This window comes from Ruegeria sp. BH6 (assembly GCF_056538105.1).
In genome coordinates this window covers 66153-81148 of record NZ_JBQFSR010000004.1, presented here as the reverse complement: position 1 = coordinate 81148, position 14996 = coordinate 66153, and the positions used below count along the sequence as shown (strand labels likewise).

Below are 14996 nucleotides of genomic sequence, written 5' to 3'. Positions count from 1 at the left end.
ACGGTCTTTGCCACTCCTAAACGTTCGGGTTCCACACGCCCGAACTGTCAATCAATACTGCCCGTGGCCACATAGCATGGCCCAATCCGATGTCACATATACGTTTCGCAACCAGTATGAAACAAAAAGCGTTTAACCTGTGCGACGTACTTACGTAAAGTGGTACAGGTTCAACTGTTCGGCATAGGAAGAGTTACGCTGACCGCTCTGGGTCGTCTATCCCCGTTTTCGTACTTTCCGATCCCGGTCTTCCCGGTTAGCTTCGCCCCGACTCAAAGATTGGGAGGAAACTTCATGAGCATCGCAGCAAAACTGGAAAGCCTGGGCGTCAACCTGCCGGACGCGCCTGCGCCGGCGGCGAACTATGTACCCTTCGTTCGGGTGGGCAACATCGTCTATGTCTCGGGCCAGATTTCCAAGGATGACGATCTGATCACCGGCAAGCTGGGCGATGACATGGAAATTGAAGCCGGTGCCGCTGCCGCGAAGGTTTGCGCCATCAATCTGCTGGCGCAGGTCAAGGCAGCCTGTAGCGGTGACATCAACAAACTGGTGCGCGTGATCAAGCTGACTGGTTTCGTGAACTCGACAGCTGATTTCACAGCGCAGCCACAGGTGATCAACGGGGCGTCGGATTTCCTGGTCGAAGCCCTGGGTGAGGCTGGCCGTCATTCCCGCTCGGCCGTCAGCGCCGCGGCACTGCCGCTGGGCGTGGCCGTCGAAATCGAAGGTATTTTCGAGGTTCAATGACACCGTCCTTGCCGTCAGTTTTCCTGCAGGCCCCGATTGCGCATCGGGCGCTGCATGACCTTTCGGATAACCGCCCGGAAAACAGCCGGGCGGCCATCCGTGCGGCTGTCGAGGCCGGGTACGGGATCGAGATTGATTTGCAGCGAACTTCGGACAGCCGGGCAATGGTGTTTCATGATTACGACATGACACGCCTGACCGGGCAGCCCGGCCCTATTCAGCAGGTGACGGCGACACAGGCGCAGGCGACGCAGCTGCTGCATGCTGATGATGGTATTCCGACGCTGGACGACGTGCTTGCACAGGTGGACGGCAAGGTTCCCTTGCTGATCGAGTTCAAGGATCAGGACGGCGCGATGGGTCCCAATGTCGGATCACTTGAGGCCGACGCGGTACGGGCCTTGCAGGGTTATGACGGGCCAGTGGCCTTGATGTCTTTCAATCCCAACAGCGTGGCCGAACTGGCGCGTCTTGCCCCCCATCTGCCGCGCGGGTTGGTGACTTGTTCTTACCAGCCCAAGGTTGAGCTGCTGCCGCAGAAGGTCTGCGATCAACTGCGCGACATACCCGATTTTGACAGGGTCGGTGCCAGCTTTATCAGCCATGAGGTCGCCGATCTGTCCCGCCCCCGCGTGGCCGAATTGAAAGCGCGCGGCGTGCCGGTTCTGTGTTGGACCGTACGCTCGGCCGAGCAAGAGGCTCAGGCCCGAAGGGTTGCCGATAACGTGACCTTCGAAGGGTATTTGGCCCCACATCCGGGTTGAACCTGCCCCTCGGTGTCACAGATAAAGATCAGACGCGGAGGGCACATGGATCAGGCGCAAATCGAAGTTCAGGTTCTGAGATCGCTTTCGCAGATTTCTGCGACCGAATGGGATGCCTGCGCCTGCCCCGAGGCCGCCGATGGCGGGCGGCCGCTTGATCCCTTTACCACGCATCGATTCCTGCTGGCGCTGGAAAACAGCGGTTCGGTTGGGGCGGGCACTGGCTGGCAGCCTCAATACCTGACCGCATATCTGGATGGGATGCTGATCGCGGCCGCGCCGATGTATGCCAAATCGCACAGTCAAGGCGAATACATTTTCGACCACAGCTGGGCCCATGCTTATGAAAACGCAGGCGGGCGGTATTACCCCAAACTGCAGATCGCGGTACCGTTCACTCCGGCCACCGGGCGGCGGTTTCTGGTGCGACCGGGGTACGAGGTTCCGGGTATGTCGGCCCTGGTGCAAGGAGCCGTGCAGATTGCAGCCGATAACCGGGTGTCTTCGGTCCACGCCACGTTCTGCACCGAGGACGAAGCGCTGGCGGGCGAACAGATGGGTCTGTTGCTGCGTCAATCACAGCAGTTTCACTGGCTTAACGACCAATATGCGGATTTTGATGGGTTTCTGGCCGCGCTGTCCTCGCGCAAGCGCAAGAATATCCGTAAGGAACGCGCGCAGGCCTGCGAATTTGGCGGAGAAATTCACACCTATTCCGGTGATGATCTACGCCCTGAACATTGGGATGCGTTCTGGCGGTTCTATCAGGATACCGGCGCGCGGAAGTGGGGATCGCCTTACCTGACGCGACAATTCTTTGATATCGCTCAGGAAACCATGGCGGATGATATGGCGTTGGTTCTGGCGGAACGCAATGGCTATCCGATTGCCGGGGCACTGAATTTCATTGGACGCGAAACGCTTTATGGCCGCTATTGGGGCTGCGTCGAACATCACCCCTGCCTGCATTTTGAATTGTGCTACTATAGGGCGATCGACTTTGCCATTGCCGAAGGATTGGCCCGTGTTGAGGCCGGCGCGCAAGGCGAACACAAGCTGGCGCGGGGCTATATGCCTATGCGCACGCATAGCTTGCATTGGGTCGCCGACCCCGGCTTTGCCGATGCGATCAAGAAATATCTGGACGCCGAGGCCCACGCAGTGGGACAAGAGATTGAGATTCTGACGGAATACGGCCCGTTCAGGAAATCGAACCCGGAGGAACAGCAATGACCGAACTACTGTCGCCCGAGACCCGCGGACCGCTTCTGGACCCGCTGTTCAACAACGGCTGGACCATGGTCGAAGACCGGGATGCGATCACCAAGACCTTTATCTTCGAAGATTTCGTGCATGCCTTTGGCTGGATGACGCAGGTGGCGATTTTTGCCGAAAAGTGGAATCACCACCCCGAATGGTCCAACGTCTACCGCACAGTCGAGGTGACGCTGGCCACCCATGATGTCGGTGGCATTTCGGCGCTGGATGCAAAGCTGGCGCGCAAGATGGACAGCCTGGTTTAGCCTCTGTCGCTCCGCGAGCCTTCTCCGCCGGCCAGGGATGCAGCAATACCCAATTGCCGGAACTCATCAGGTGTCACGGTTCCGTCGCTGACGTTGATATTGCCAGGAATTTGCGTCGTCCGATTGCCGATTTGGCGCACACTGCGGGCTGCCGGATTAATATCCAGACATTTGGTGTTATAGCAGGTCAGCCCGGAAGTGTTGATCTGGATAAATGTCTGCCCGTCCGGTCCGTTCACAACCGGCGCCTGCGGTACATCGCAGGCCGCCACCAGTAAAAGCGCACCCAAACGGATCCATTTGTTCATCGTGCGCTCCTGTTGCTAGTCCAGTTGACCGTTGCCGTTCTTATCCGCCGCGTTGAAATCGTCGTTCATCTGCGCGTCGTATTCCGCCCGAGAGATAAAGTCGTCATTATCGCGGTCAACGTCCTGAAACTGTTTTATGTCCAGAAACGGCTTGGCTTCGTCCAATCCCAGCGTGCCGTTCTTGTCGTCATCCATTTCCTGAAAGGCATAATCGGAAAAGGCATCGAACTCATCACGGGACAAGAAGCCGTCATTGTTCTTGTCGATGGCCTTCAGTTCGTTTTCATGCAACTCGCCCACGGTCTCGGCTGTGGCCGCACCGGCCAGTATAAGGGCCGCAGCAATCAAAATTCCACGTGTCATCTCGGCTCTCCTCAGCATGCGTATCTGTTGCCTTCAATCGCGCCTGCGGCTGCGCCTGCCGCAGTCAGGATGGATTTACCTGATCCACCACCGAATTGGTTGCCGATCGCGCCGCCGATCAATGCACCGCCCAGTGATCCGCTGAGACATGCGATTTCATGCTGCCGCGCCGCCTGTTGCTGAGGGGTGGGTGCCGGGCCGCAGGCGGCCAATGCCCCCGCTGTGCCCAGTAATAGAGTGAATACTTTCAGTTTCATCAATGAACTCCCTGATTGTATGCCACAACTATTGGCTGATCAGGGCGTTGCATCAAGTTAAATGCGTTTGCGGCCCCGAGGTGACCCGGGGCCGCGCGCAGGATCAGATCGCGTCCAGCAGAGTTTCGCCTGCCGAAATCTCGCAGGTGCCGGGGCTTTCTTCCACGTTCAGCGCAGTGACCTTGCCGTCTTCGACCAGCATGGCATAGCGTTTGGACCGGGCATACAGTCCGGCGGGCGGGGCGTCGAATTCCATGCCAATGGCCTTGGTGAATTCGGCTGAGGCATCGCCCAGCATGGTCAGGCCTGCATCGGCCGCGCCTGTGGCCTCGCCCCAGGCTTTCATAACAAACGGGTCGTTGACCGAAACGCAGATGATCTCATCCACGCCATTGGCGGTAAACTGGTCTTTGGTGCGAATGAAGCTGGGCACATGGGCCGAACTGCAGGTCGGCGTGTATGCTCCGGGTACCGCAAAGATCACCACTTTGCGCCCTTTGGTTTTGTCTGAAATCCGCACCTCTTCGGGGCCGTCTGCGCCCAGTTGCGTCAGTGTGGCGTCGGGCAGTGTCTCACCTGTTGAAATCATTTTTTAAGCTCCTGTCGTTTGGATTTGCAGAGTCGGGCTCAGCCGCAATATAGGTGGTCGCGTGGATGAGACCACGGGAATTCGACACGGTGGGAGGAACATGAGCCATATTGTCGTCATCGGTGCCGGGCAGGCGGGGTCGTCGCTTGTTGCCAGGCTGCGCAAAGACGGGTTCGAAGGGGACGTCACTCTGATAGGGGCCGAGCCGCATCTGCCTTATCAGCGCCCGCCGCTGTCCAAGGCTTATCTGCTGGGTGAAATGGAGCTGGAGCGCCTGTTCCTGCGGCCCGAAAGCTTCTATGCCGAGAACAATATCACCCTACGTTTGGGTCAGCGCGTGACGGCGATTGATCCGCAGGCCAAAACCGTGACCGTGGGGGATGACGTCATCGCATATGACGAACTGGCCCTGACCACCGGGTCGGACCCGCGCTACCTGCCTGCCGCGATTGGCGGCGATCTTGAAGGTGTCCACGTGGTGCGCGATCTGGCCCATATCGACGAGATGGAGCCCCGCGTGAAAGACGGCGCGCGCGCCCTGATCGTGGGCGGAGGCTATATCGGGCTTGAGGCCGCGGCTGTCTGCGCCAAGCGCGGCGTCAAGGTGACTTTGGTCGAAATGGCCGACCGCATCCTGCAACGTGTCGCCGCGCCCGAGACCAGCGATTACTTCCGCGCATTGCACAGTGAATATGGCGCCGATATCCGCGAAGGTGTCGGGCTTGATCGTCTGGTGGGCGACAACGGCAAGGTGGTTGGTGCGGTTCTGACCGACGGCACCGAGATCGAGGTCGATTTTGTTGTTGTCGGTGTCGGCATCGTCCCATCAACCCAACTGGCCGAGATCGCAGGGCTTGAGTTGGAGAACGGCATCAAGACCGATGCACATGGTCGAACCTCTGATCCGGCGATCTGGGCGGCAGGCGACTGCGCGTCCTTCCCACATGGCGATGCCCGTATTCGTCTGGAAAGCGTGCCGAACGCGATTGATCAGGCCGAGATCGTGGCCCAGAACATGCTGGGCGCAGCCAAGGACTATGTGGCGACGCCGTGGTTCTGGTCGGATCAATATGACGTCAAACTGCAGATCGCGGGCCTGAACACCGGCTATGATCGCGTGATTACCCGTCAAGGTGACGGTCAGACCGTGTCCTTCTGGTACTACAATGGCGACCAGCTGATCGCGGTGGATGCGATGAATGATCCGCGCGCTTATATGGTTGGCAAGCGCCTGATCGAAGCGGGCAAAACCGCTGATCCTGCTGTCGTAGCTGATCCTGACGCGGACCTGAAACCGCTGCTCAAGGCGTGAGGATCATCGCCGGAGAGTTCCGGGGCCGGGCCTTGGCGTCAGTCGGCAAAGGGGATGCGGGCGCTCATTTGCGCCCCACCACCGACCGGGTGCGCGAAAGCCTGTTCAACGTGTTGGGTCATCAAATCGACTTTGACGGGCTGCGCGTTCTGGACCTGTTTGCCGGAACCGGCGCGCTGGGGCTTGAGGCGCTGTCGCGTGGCGCTGCACAGGTGACCTTTGTGGATGACGGGCGGGTGGCGCAGGGGCTGATCCGCAAGAATATCGACCTGACCCGCAGCGCCGATCGCACAACCTTGATCCGCCGGGACGCCACGCGGCTGGGCGAAAATTCAGGCGCGCCCTATGATCTGATCTTTCTGGATCCGCCTTATGGAAAATCCATGGGGCAAAAGGCCATCGCTGCCCTGTCCCATGGCTGGATCGCCGACGACGCGCTGATCGTGTGGGAGGAAAACAGCCCCATGGCAGCGCCGCAGGGGTTCGACCTGCAGGACAGCCGGAAATACGGTGACACGCATATCTCGTTGATGTGGCGAAATGTTTCAGGCTGAAACCCTGCGGGCAAGGTTCTGCTGACACCCGGTTTGCACCTGCGCGCACGGTTGGTTAGGCACAGTGCAAAACAACGAGGGCAGGCATGCACGATCTGGTCATTTTCGATTGCGACGGTGTTCTTGTGGACAGTGAACCGCTGTCCAATCAGGTGCTGGTCGACAATCTTGGACGGTATGGGTTGAACTTGACGCTGGAAGACAGTGTTGCGTTCTTTCTTGGGGGTACAATGACCGGAGTGCGCGACAAGGCCAGCGCGCTGGGTGCAAACCTGCCCGATGATTGGGTCGATGAGGTTTATGCAGAAACCTATGATCGTTTGCGGCAGGGCGTGGAACTGGTTTCCGGTATTCCGGAACTGCTGACCGCGCTGGATGCTAAGGGCATCCCCTTCTGTGTGGCGTCAAATGGAAGTCCCGACAAAATGCAGATTACTCTGGGCCAGAACGGTTTGTGGGAGCGGTTTAGCGGCGCAATGTACTCCGCCCATATCTTGGGAACCGCGAAGCCTGATCCGGTCATGTTCCATACGGCCGCCGATCAATTCGGGGCCACCTCACCAGTGGTGATCGAAGACAGCCAGAACGGCGTATTGGCAGCCAAACGCGCGGGCATGCGCTGTCTGGCCTACGCGCCGCATGGGCAGGGCGAGAAGCTGGCGGAACTTGGGGCCGAAGTCTTTACCGATATGGCCGAGGTCCCGACGCTTTTGGGAATCTGACCCGGACGTGCTAGCATTCGGGGCATGGACCGTACCTTAAATCCCCCGATCTGGACCCTTTCAAAGGATACGGAATCGACTACCGGCCCCGAACGCAATCCCATGCGCGCACCGGTATTCATCCACGACGCAGTGACGCCGTGGCGGGATGAGACATTGCTGCTGAAGCTATTGCGAGATCAGGCCGTCAATCAGGACGAATAGGTTGGGTGAAACTTGTTGCCCGGTGACAGGGTAAAGATCTCAACCCCATCTGCCGTGACACCCACCGAATGTTCGAACTGCGCCGATAGTGACTTGTCACGGGTCACGGCGGTCCAGTCATCGGCCAGCGTTTTGGTCTCGGGGCGGCCCAGATTGACCATCGGCTCGATGGTGAAGAACATGCCTTCTTCCAGCTTCGCTCCGGTCCCCGGACGGCCATAGTGCAGCACGTTGGGCGGGGCGTGGAACACACGACCCAACCCGTGGCCACAGAAATCGCGGACAACGCTCATCCGGTGCGCCTCGACATAAGCCTGAATCGCGTGGCCGATATCGCCGAAGGTGTTGCCCGGCTTGACCATCTCAATGCCTTTGAACAGCGCATCATGGGTCACCTGAATCAGACGCTCTGCCTTGCGGGGCAGTTTGCCGGCCACGAACATGCGCGAAGTATCGCCGAACCAGCCGTCAACGATGACGGTAACGTCGATATTCAGGATGTCACCATCCTTCAGGCGCTTGTCGCCTGGGATGCCGTGGCAGACCACATGATTCACGCTGATACAGCTTGCGTGCTGATAGCCCTTGTAGCCTATGGTGGCCGACGTTGCGCCTGCATCCTCGACCATCTGAGTGATCAGGCGGTCGATCTCACCGGTTGTTTGGCCGGGAAAGACATGATCCGCAATATCGTCGAGTATCCGCGCCGCCAGTGCCCCTGCCGCGTGCATGCCGGCAAAGTCACCCTGTTCATAGATGCGGATGCCATCCTTGGTCAGACGGCCACGATGTTCTTTCATGGATGCGAGGCTCCAAATGTTTCGCGCAGCACTCCTTTTACGCTGCTTGTGCAGAAAGTACCAGAGGGCGTTGGGTCGTAATGTCAAGTCCGCGCCCGGTCTGGTACCTGATCGCATATAGACCCTCAGGTAATTTTCAACTAGCACAAAGCAAGGCTGCGCGGGTGCGCGAAACAGGAGAAGGCGTGCAAATGCAAAGAAAAGCAGACCAGTTGAGGGCCGAGATCACCAATATCAGCGCGCTTCTCCAGGCTGGTCGGCTGGATCAGGCCTTTAAACGCGCCACCAAGGCGGCCAAGAAATGGCCTAAGGCTGCGGCGTTGCCCCGAATTGCCGGTCTGTGCGCAATTCAGCAGCAGAACTTCAAGCAGGCCCAGATTTATTTTGAACGCGCTTGGCGGCTGGACCCCGGCAATGCCGAACTGATCCAGAACTATGGCCTGAGCTTGATTCAAGGCGGCGAACCGGCTGCTGCCTTGAAGTTTCTGGAAAAAATCAGCGCACGTGGTCCTCTCAGCCCGGCGCAGCTGTTCATTCAGGCGTTGGCCCTGCTGCAAGAGCAAGAAGCGGAAATGGCCCTTGTAGCCATCGAACAAGTCCTGAAGCGCGAACCCGCCAATGTGAATGCGCAAATTCTGAAGGCGGACATTCTGGACGCGTTGCAGCAATGGGATAGTGCTGTAGACATGTTGAATACGCTGGTTCGAAAAAACCCGCGGTTTCTTCCCGGCCTGTTGCGTCTTGCCAGATCTCAGTTGGGTTTGGGCCAGCTTGGCGAGGTGTTAAAGAACCTACGCACAGCCCTGGTGCAAGCGCCTGGTCACCCCGAGGCGCTTGAGATGATGGCGGGGTTGCCCAACCTGACCTTCGAGGATGCCGCAACGCTGAAGACGCAGATCGCAGCTGCGCTGGAGCGCGGCGTGCCAAACCCTAAGGATGCTGTGATGGTATGCTTTGCTGCGGCCAGCCTGGCACGCCGCGAAAAGAACACACCGCTTGAAATGCAGCACCTGTCTGAGGCTCATTTGATGCAGCGTGCGGGGTTTGACTCTTGGGAAGAACGCAGCGTGCAGGAATGCGATAAACGGCTGGCTGCGCCATTGCCCGCTGCCCAGCCCAAACCATCCAAGGGCAGTACCCGGCCGATTTTTGTGGTTGGTCTACCCCGGTCGGGCACCACGCTGGTCGAGCGTATTCTGGGCCGTCACTCTGCTGTTCAGGGTTTGGGTGAGCTGGCATCAGTACACCAATGGGCCAGACAGGCCGAAGCGCAACCACCCGAATGGCGCGAGGCTCATAATCTGGCCGATTTCTACACGGGTAAGCTGCCTTCGTTGACAAATGGCGCAGTGGCTTTTGTGGACAAAGCACCGGGCAACTACGCTTTTTTGGGTGAGATTGCGCAAGCTTTCCCCAATGCCGTGATTTTTAACGTGCTGCGAGACCCGCGCGATGTCGCGCTGTCCATGTGGCGCGCGAATTTTGGCGCGGGCGGGTTGTATTTCACCCATGACCTGGACTGGATGGCGGCCGAGGCCAACCGGTATCAGCGCTATATGCGGCACTGGCACAAGGTACTGCCCGGGCGCATTCACGACGTTCGGTACGAGACGTTGGTGGGCAATCTGGAAGAAACCGCAAAAGAACTGGCTCAGATCTGCGATCTGTCCTTCGAGGACGCGATGCTGTCACCGGACAAGTCCCCGAACGCGATTAAGACGGCCAGTAACCTACAGGCGCGCAAGCCGGTCAATGCCGCCTCGGTCGGGGGCTGGCAGGCGGTGACAGATGAGTTCGAGCCGTTTGTGAACGGACTGGATGCCGAGTTGTGGGCAGAGTTTCTGGATGCGCCGGGCGATGCTGAGGAACAGCAAGCCTGAAACCGGTTGCGCCCTTATCCATTGTGGCCGCTTCGGTTCAATCCCTTGCGGGCAAACGATCGCGCGCAAGCGCAGTCCAGAAATCGACCCCCAAGAGCAGCAATTCATCATTGAAATCGTAATCGCTGGAGTGCAGCGGTTGCCCATGCGGTCCGGTTTCGCCATTTCCCATCAGCAGAAAACAGCCCGGAACGGCCGCGCTGAAATGAGCGAAATCTTCGGAAAAGCTCATGGGTTGGCGGTCGGGGATGGTGTCGGCGCCGATGAATCGTGCGGTCCGAACAACGGCCTGTGTGGGTTCCTCGGCATTAATTGTTTCGATGAATTCCGTGTTGAACATGACATCGACCGAGACCCCGTGCGCGATGGCCACACCGCGTGCGATTTCGCGCATCAGGCCCTCGATGGTGATGCGGTCTTCGGGGCTGCGGGCGCGTACGTCGCCTTTCAAAGTCGCATGTCCCGGCAGAACATTGCGTTGCCCATCGGTCAGAAACTCGGTTACTGACACCACTGCCCCGGCACCGGGGGCAAGTTTACGCGATACGATGGTCTGCAATGCCTGCACCATGTCCGCGCCAATGGTTATCGCATCGCGCCCTGCTTGCGGCATCGAGGCATGACCCCCCTGACCGGTGATTGCAATCTCGAACAGGCTTTCTGAGGAACAGATCAACCCGGTCCGCGTCGATATCTGCCCGACAGGGGCACCGGGAAGGTTGTGAATGGCATAGATCTCGTCCACCGGAAACTGTTCCAGAATCCCTTCATCAATCATCGCCCGCGCGCCGAGCCCATGTTCTTCATTGGGCTGGAACAAAAAAACTATGGTGCCATCGAAACCGGGATCAGCAGCCAGTTCTTGCGCGGCGCCAAGCAACATGGTCATGTGGCCGTCATGCCCACAGGCATGCATCACGCCGTCGGTCTCCGAGGGGTAATCGTGCTGGCTGGTCTCATGAATCGGCAGGGCATCCATATCAGCGCGCAGCCCGATGGCCCGGTTGCCTGTACCCGCTTTCAACACCCCCACGACGCCGACGCCCTCGTGAACGTCCAATCCGAGATCGCGCAGAAATTCCGCTACTTTGGCCTTGGTACGTGTCTCATCGAACCCAAGTTCCGGAAAGCGGTGAAAATCTTGCCGCAAGGCAACTAGCTTTTCTTGATTGGACTCCAAGTGCGTTCCCCTGACTGGTTGGTAAATCGTTGGTACGGGTGACCCGGGCATAGTCAAACGCGCGGACCGGGAAATGGCAACGGGCGCAACAGATAAAATCCGGCCTTATCCGGGTTGCGCCCGAATCCTTTCGCCGACCGTGATTTCGGTGGGTGCAATGCGCGTGCCGTAAATCAGCCACTCGACCCCTTGCCCCTGCGCGATCTCGAACGCGGCCGCGTAGGCTGTGTCGATATCCGCGGCCAGCGCGAACCGGTCGCAATCGGTGCGCTGCACCAGATACAGCATGATCGCGCGGTGCCCCTGCGCCGCCATCGCCGCCAATTCACCCAGATGCTTGGCGCCGCGGGCGGTGACACTGTCCGGGAATTCGGCCAGTCCCGGTTGGCGAGACAGGGTGACGCTTTTGACCTCGACATAGGCATCTGGCAGGCCCGGTTGGGTCAATAAAAAGTCGATGCGGCTGTTTTCGCCGTATTTCACCTCGGGGCGGACGGTCCTGTAGGCCGCAAGTTCCAGAATCTCACCAGCTTCCAGTGCCGCGCGCAGGGCTTTGTTGGGAACCGAGGTGTCGACCCCGGTAAAGTGTCCATTTTCATGATCGACCAAACGCCAGCCGTATTTCAGTTTCTTCTTCGGGTCGTCATTGGGCTCCAGCCAGATTTTCCCACCCGGCTCCGCCAGACCCATCATTGAGCCCGGATTGGCGCAGTGTGCGGTCACCTCGCGCCCGTCCTCCAACGTGCAATCGGCCAGGAAGCGTTTGTAGCGTCGGATCAGGCGGGCGGGGACAAGGGGGGTTTCAAATTTCATGCCTCAGGGCCTATACCTGCCCCAAAGGTCGATCAAGAGGGAGGCACGCGCCATGGCCAATCCAACCGCTGCAATGCTGGTGATCGGGGATGAAATCCTTTCAGGCCGCACCCGAGATGCGAATATGCATTACCTCGCCGGTGAACTGACCAAACATGGCATCGATCTGAAAGAGGTGCGCATTGTCAGCGACGACGCATCCGCCATTGAAACGGCGGTCAAGGCGTTGTCGGAAGCCTATGACAATGTCTTTACCAGCGGTGGGATCGGCCCGACCCATGACGATATCACCGCCGACAGCATTGCCCGTGCGTTCGACACGCCTATCGACGTGCGCGAGGATGCGCGCGCTTTGTTGCAGGCCCGCTATGACAAATCCGGGCAGGAGTTGAACGCGGCCCGCCTGCGTATGGCGCGCATTCCGGACGGGGCGGCGCTGATCGACAATCCGGTTTCGACCGCGCCGGGGTTCACCATTCAGAACGTGCATGTGATGGCCGGGGTGCCCTCGGTGTTTCAGGCGATGGTTGCCAGCGTGTTGCCCGGCCTGACCGGTGGCAGCCCGTTGTTGTCGCAAACCCTGCGCGTGGAACGTGGTGAGGGTGATATCGCGGGACCGCTGTCCACCTTAGCTGAAGATTTCTCGGACCTGTCCATCGGCAGCTACCCGTACCAGATCAACGGCGTGTTTGGGGCGAACGTGGTTGTGCGCGGCACAGACGGGGCACGGATCGACGCGGCTGTCACCCGGTTGGCGAAAGAACTTGATCTGTGAGCGTCAACTGGCCCGACATCGTTGACGGCACCTGGCCCGCTGCGGGCTATGAACGGCTGGGGCCGTTTCAGCTGCGACAAGGGCAGGGCGGCGGATCGCGGGTGTCAGCGGCCAGTGCACTGGGCCCGGTGACCGAAGCTGATATCAGCGCCGCCGAGGCTGCAATGCAGGCAATGGGGCAAAAGCGCCTGTTCTGTCTGCGTCCGGGGGATGAGGCGTTGGATGCTCAGCTTGCTTTGCGCGGGTATGCGGTAAAGGACCCGGTTAACATCTTTGCCTGCCGGGCAAGTCACCTGACCGATACACCGATCCCGCGCGTGATGGTCTTTCCAACACCGGAACCCCTTGCGATTATGCGCGAGATTTGGGCGCAGGGTGGAATTGGTCCGGCACGTGTTGCGGTGATGGAGCGGGCGAAGAGCCCGAAAACCGGGCTACTGCTGCGCCGCGACGATCAGCCCGCCGGTACTGTATTTGTCGCAATTCAAGACGGTGTTGCGATGGTTCACGCGCTTGAGGTTCTGCCACAGCACCGGCGACACGGGTTGGGTGCCTGGGCGATGCGCGCCGCAGCCTTTTGGGCACAGGAAAACGGTGCCGAAACACTCAGCGTGATCTGCACCAAGGCGAACGCGGCAGCCAACGGGCTTTATCACGCACTTGGGATGGAGATTGTCGGCGAATACCACTACCGTCAGCTTGTCCAAGGAGAGAGCCTGACGTGACCGACCAGAATATGCCCACCGCGCTGAATTTGCCGATGGTGGACCCGCTGCCGCGCGAGACGCAGAAATATTTTGATATATGTGTGGAAAAGCTGGGCTTTGTACCGAATGTGCTGCGGGCCTATGCGTTTGATATCGACAAGCTGAACGCATTTACGACGACGTATAACGATCTGATGCTGGGCGACAGTGGGCTGAGCAAGCTGGAACGGGAAATGATCGCCGTGGTCGTGTCGGCGATCAACAAATGCTTTTACTGCCTTGTGGCCCATGGCGCAGCGGTGCGGCAATTGTCGGGCGATCCACAACTGGGTGAGATGCTGGTGATGAACTACCGTGTGGCGCCACTGGACCCGCGACAGCGCGCGCTGCTGGATTTCGCCGCCAAAATGACGACTTCCAGCGCCGAGATCGAAGAGCCCGATCGCCAACACCTACGGGATGTCGGGCTGACAGACCGGGATATCTGGGACCTTGCCAATGTCACCGGATTTTTCAACATGTCGAACCGGGTTGCCAGTGCTACGGCCATGGCCCCGAACGACGAATATCACACGCAGGCCCGATGACCCGAATTGCCTTTCTGATCCTGGTGTTGCTGGCCGGACCGCTTGCCGCGCAAGACCTGACCCTGCCTAGCGGCGCACGTCAACTCAGCGACCGTGTCAGCCCCTTGGACAGTTACGATCTGCCAACTGGCCCCTTTGCCGATGGCAGCCTGCCCGTGCGCCACGTCGAAGGGCAGATTGAGCGCATCACATGGCGTGTGCAATCGGGCTCTAGCACCACGTTGCAATTGTTGGCGCCATTGCGTGAACAGATCATCGCGCAGGGCTATGAGGTTTTGTTCGAATGCGAAGCTCGGAACTGCGGCGGATTCGACTTTCGCTTCGGAACCGAGGTGGTGCCGACCCCCGACATGTATGTCTCGATCCAGGATTACCGCTTCTTGGCTGCCACGCGCGGGGATGAGGTGCTGAGCCTGCTGGTCAGCCGCAACCCGCCCAGCGGCTATGTGCAGATGATCCGTGTCACCCCGGTTGGTGTCGCTGCTCCGCCGCCGCTGGTGATCGAGGAAACGGTCAACGCCACGGACGGCCTGCTGAGCGAATTGGCCCAGAACGGGCATGTGATTCTGGACGACCTGCATTTCCGTACCGGTGAGATCACGCTGGGTGACGGGCCCTTTGCCTCTCTGGATTTGATTGCCGGGTATTTGGCCGACAATCCGGGTACGCGGCTGGCGTTGGTGGGCCACACAGATGATACCGGCGCGCTGGATGCTAATATCTCGGTTAGCACGGGTCGGGCGCAAGCGGTGCGAACCCGCCTGATCGAGGCGCATGGGGTTGCCGCCGACCGGCTTGAGGCGCGGGGGATTGGGTATCTGGCGCCGTTGACGTCAAACGCGACCGCCGAAGGGCGCGACCTGAATCGCCGGGTTGAGGCCGTATTGCTGGTCAATTGATCGCACCGA

Annotated in this window: 20 protein-coding genes; 13 read left to right on the top strand and 7 right to left on the bottom strand. The window is 59.3% G+C overall.

Going from position 1 to position 14996, the window contains the following annotated elements:
* Positions 1-294 precede the first annotated feature (294 nt).
* Genes ACR0B8_RS10725 through ACR0B8_RS10710 form a run of 4 tightly spaced genes read left to right on the top strand, consistent with a single transcriptional unit; the run spans position 295 to position 3037 of the window.
* Positions 295-750 (top strand): RidA family protein, encoded by a 456-nt coding sequence (locus ACR0B8_RS10725; RefSeq protein WP_170360794.1) that lies wholly within the window; start codon positions 295-297, stop codon positions 748-750.
* A complete protein-coding gene (locus tag ACR0B8_RS10720) occupies positions 747-1514 on the top strand; it encodes a glycerophosphodiester phosphodiesterase family protein (protein WP_170360792.1) in 768 nt (255 codons plus the stop codon). The genes ACR0B8_RS10725 and ACR0B8_RS10720 overlap by 4 nt, the downstream gene beginning before the upstream one ends.
* 45 nt (positions 1515-1559) lie before the next feature.
* On the top strand, positions 1560-2747 hold the full coding sequence (locus ACR0B8_RS10715) for a GNAT family N-acetyltransferase (protein ID WP_170349757.1): 1188 nt from the start codon (positions 1560-1562) through the stop codon (positions 2745-2747).
* The gene (locus tag ACR0B8_RS10710; RefSeq protein ID WP_170349758.1) at positions 2744-3037 is read left to right on the top strand and encodes a 4a-hydroxytetrahydrobiopterin dehydratase; all 294 of its coding nucleotides are present in this window, start codon (positions 2744-2746) and stop codon (positions 3035-3037) included. The genes ACR0B8_RS10715 and ACR0B8_RS10710 overlap by 4 nt, the downstream gene beginning before the upstream one ends.
* Here the strand turns inward: ACR0B8_RS10710 and ACR0B8_RS10705 are convergent.
* From ACR0B8_RS10705 to ACR0B8_RS10690, 4 genes are all read right to left on the bottom strand, one after another.
* Positions 3034-3345 (bottom strand): hypothetical protein, encoded by a 312-nt coding sequence (locus tag ACR0B8_RS10705; RefSeq protein ID WP_170349759.1) that lies wholly within the window; start codon positions 3343-3345, stop codon positions 3034-3036. The two genes, ACR0B8_RS10710 and ACR0B8_RS10705, sit on opposite strands and share 4 nt — an antisense overlap.
* Before the next feature lie 15 nt (positions 3346-3360).
* The gene (locus tag ACR0B8_RS10700) at positions 3361-3708 is read right to left on the bottom strand and encodes an EF-hand domain-containing protein (RefSeq protein WP_226689088.1); all 348 of its coding nucleotides are present in this window, start codon (positions 3706-3708) and stop codon (positions 3361-3363) included.
* A gap of 11 nt (positions 3709-3719) precedes the next feature.
* Complete coding sequence (locus ACR0B8_RS10695) at positions 3720-3965, bottom strand: glycine zipper 2TM domain-containing protein (RefSeq protein WP_058282649.1); 246 nt, start codon at positions 3963-3965, stop codon at positions 3720-3722.
* Between the two features lie 103 nt (positions 3966-4068).
* Positions 4069-4554, bottom strand: coding sequence for a peroxiredoxin (locus tag ACR0B8_RS10690; RefSeq protein WP_170410792.1), 486 nt, complete (start codon positions 4552-4554; stop codon positions 4069-4071).
* 100 nt (positions 4555-4654) lie between these two features.
* Between ACR0B8_RS10690 and ACR0B8_RS10685 the strand changes: the two genes are divergently transcribed.
* The 4 genes from ACR0B8_RS10685 to ACR0B8_RS10670 all read left to right on the top strand — a co-directional run bounded on the left by ACR0B8_RS10685 (position 4655) and on the right by ACR0B8_RS10670 (position 7346).
* Positions 4655-5866: an NAD(P)/FAD-dependent oxidoreductase gene (locus ACR0B8_RS10685; RefSeq protein ID WP_170360786.1), complete on the top strand. Its 1212-nt coding sequence runs from the start codon at positions 4655-4657 to the stop codon at positions 5864-5866.
* Positions 5863-6420, top strand: coding sequence for a 16S rRNA (guanine(966)-N(2))-methyltransferase RsmD (gene rsmD / locus ACR0B8_RS10680; RefSeq protein ID WP_170349763.1), 558 nt, complete (start codon positions 5863-5865; stop codon positions 6418-6420). The genes ACR0B8_RS10685 and rsmD overlap by 4 nt, the downstream gene beginning before the upstream one ends.
* Before the next feature lie 86 nt (positions 6421-6506).
* On the top strand, positions 6507-7142 hold the full coding sequence (locus tag ACR0B8_RS10675) for an HAD family hydrolase (RefSeq protein WP_226689089.1): 636 nt from the start codon (positions 6507-6509) through the stop codon (positions 7140-7142).
* Between the two features lie 24 nt (positions 7143-7166).
* Positions 7167-7346: a hypothetical protein gene (locus ACR0B8_RS10670; RefSeq protein ID WP_170349765.1), complete on the top strand. Its 180-nt coding sequence runs from the start codon at positions 7167-7169 to the stop codon at positions 7344-7346.
* Here ACR0B8_RS10670 and map read toward each other — a convergent pair.
* Positions 7334-8146 carry a type I methionyl aminopeptidase gene (map, locus tag ACR0B8_RS10665; RefSeq protein ID WP_170349766.1) on the bottom strand — a complete coding sequence of 271 codons (813 nt, stop codon included), beginning with the start codon at positions 8144-8146 and terminating at the stop codon, positions 7334-7336. The genes ACR0B8_RS10670 and map overlap by 13 nt on opposite strands.
* Before the next feature lie 191 nt (positions 8147-8337).
* On the opposite strand from map, the gene ACR0B8_RS10660 reads away from it, so the two are divergent.
* Positions 8338-10026 (top strand): tetratricopeptide repeat-containing sulfotransferase family protein, encoded by a 1689-nt coding sequence (locus ACR0B8_RS10660; protein WP_170349767.1) that lies wholly within the window; start codon positions 8338-8340, stop codon positions 10024-10026.
* Between the two features lie 37 nt (positions 10027-10063).
* On the opposite strand, the gene ACR0B8_RS10655 is transcribed toward ACR0B8_RS10660, so the two are convergent.
* Together ACR0B8_RS10655 and sfsA are read right to left on the bottom strand one after the other, a co-directional pair.
* The gene (locus ACR0B8_RS10655) at positions 10064-11206 is read right to left on the bottom strand and encodes an amidohydrolase (protein WP_254440205.1); all 1143 of its coding nucleotides are present in this window, start codon (positions 11204-11206) and stop codon (positions 10064-10066) included.
* A gap of 105 nt (positions 11207-11311) precedes the next feature.
* Positions 11312-12019, bottom strand: coding sequence for a DNA/RNA nuclease SfsA (gene sfsA, locus ACR0B8_RS10650; protein ID WP_480658564.1), 708 nt, complete (start codon positions 12017-12019; stop codon positions 11312-11314).
* A 52-nt stretch (positions 12020-12071) separates the two neighbouring features.
* Here sfsA and ACR0B8_RS10645 point away from each other — a divergent pair, with 52 nt between their 5' ends.
* The 4 genes from ACR0B8_RS10645 to ACR0B8_RS10630 are packed head-to-tail and all read left to right on the top strand — an operon-like array spanning position 12072 to position 14987.
* Positions 12072-12794 carry a competence/damage-inducible protein A gene (locus tag ACR0B8_RS10645; RefSeq protein WP_480658566.1) on the top strand — a complete coding sequence of 241 codons (723 nt, stop codon included), beginning with the start codon at positions 12072-12074 and terminating at the stop codon, positions 12792-12794.
* Complete coding sequence (locus tag ACR0B8_RS10640) at positions 12791-13519, top strand: GNAT family N-acetyltransferase (RefSeq protein ID WP_170360777.1); 729 nt, start codon at positions 12791-12793, stop codon at positions 13517-13519. Before ACR0B8_RS10645 ends, ACR0B8_RS10640 begins: the two co-directional genes overlap by 4 nt.
* On the top strand, positions 13516-14088 hold the full coding sequence (locus ACR0B8_RS10635) for a peroxidase-related enzyme (RefSeq protein WP_170360775.1): 573 nt from the start codon (positions 13516-13518) through the stop codon (positions 14086-14088). The genes ACR0B8_RS10640 and ACR0B8_RS10635 overlap by 4 nt, the downstream gene beginning before the upstream one ends.
* Entirely contained in the window at positions 14085-14987 is a 903-nt protein-coding gene (locus ACR0B8_RS10630) for an OmpA family protein (RefSeq protein WP_480638275.1), read from the top strand. The genes ACR0B8_RS10635 and ACR0B8_RS10630 overlap by 4 nt, the downstream gene beginning before the upstream one ends.
* Positions 14988-14996 lie beyond the last annotated feature (9 nt).

What these genes read in the sequence shown, in the direction of transcription:
- ACR0B8_RS10630 (WP_480638275.1), top strand. Translation starts at nt 14,085, where the DNA reads ATGACCCGAATTGCCTTTCTGATCCTGGTGTTGCTGGCCGGACCGCTT.
- ACR0B8_RS10690 (WP_170410792.1), bottom strand. Translation starts at nt 4,554, where the DNA reads ATGATTTCAACAGGTGAGACACTGCCCGACGCCACACTGACGCAACTG.
- ACR0B8_RS10720 (WP_170360792.1), top strand. Translation starts at nt 747, where the DNA reads ATGACACCGTCCTTGCCGTCAGTTTTCCTGCAGGCCCCGATTGCGCAT.
- ACR0B8_RS10710 (WP_170349758.1), top strand. Translation starts at nt 2,744, where the DNA reads ATGACCGAACTACTGTCGCCCGAGACCCGCGGACCGCTTCTGGACCCG.
- ACR0B8_RS10700 (WP_226689088.1), bottom strand. Translation starts at nt 3,708, where the DNA reads ATGACACGTGGAATTTTGATTGCTGCGGCCCTTATACTGGCCGGTGCG.
- map (WP_170349766.1), bottom strand. Translation starts at nt 8,146, where the DNA reads ATGAAAGAACATCGTGGCCGTCTGACCAAGGATGGCATCCGCATCTAT.
- ACR0B8_RS10725 (WP_170360794.1), top strand. Translation starts at nt 295, where the DNA reads ATGAGCATCGCAGCAAAACTGGAAAGCCTGGGCGTCAACCTGCCGGAC.
- ACR0B8_RS10660 (WP_170349767.1), top strand. Translation starts at nt 8,338, where the DNA reads ATGCAAAGAAAAGCAGACCAGTTGAGGGCCGAGATCACCAATATCAGC.
- sfsA (WP_480658564.1), bottom strand. Translation starts at nt 12,019, where the DNA reads ATGAAATTTGAAACCCCCCTTGTCCCCGCCCGCCTGATCCGACGCTAC.
- ACR0B8_RS10675 (WP_226689089.1), top strand. Translation starts at nt 6,507, where the DNA reads ATGCACGATCTGGTCATTTTCGATTGCGACGGTGTTCTTGTGGACAGT.
- ACR0B8_RS10715 (WP_170349757.1), top strand. Translation starts at nt 1,560, where the DNA reads ATGGATCAGGCGCAAATCGAAGTTCAGGTTCTGAGATCGCTTTCGCAG.
- ACR0B8_RS10685 (WP_170360786.1), top strand. Translation starts at nt 4,655, where the DNA reads ATGAGCCATATTGTCGTCATCGGTGCCGGGCAGGCGGGGTCGTCGCTT.
- ACR0B8_RS10695 (WP_058282649.1), bottom strand. Translation starts at nt 3,965, where the DNA reads ATGAAACTGAAAGTATTCACTCTATTACTGGGCACAGCGGGGGCATTG.
- ACR0B8_RS10705 (WP_170349759.1), bottom strand. Translation starts at nt 3,345, where the DNA reads ATGAACAAATGGATCCGTTTGGGTGCGCTTTTACTGGTGGCGGCCTGC.
- ACR0B8_RS10670 (WP_170349765.1), top strand. Translation starts at nt 7,167, where the DNA reads ATGGACCGTACCTTAAATCCCCCGATCTGGACCCTTTCAAAGGATACG.
- ACR0B8_RS10645 (WP_480658566.1), top strand. Translation starts at nt 12,072, where the DNA reads ATGGCCAATCCAACCGCTGCAATGCTGGTGATCGGGGATGAAATCCTT.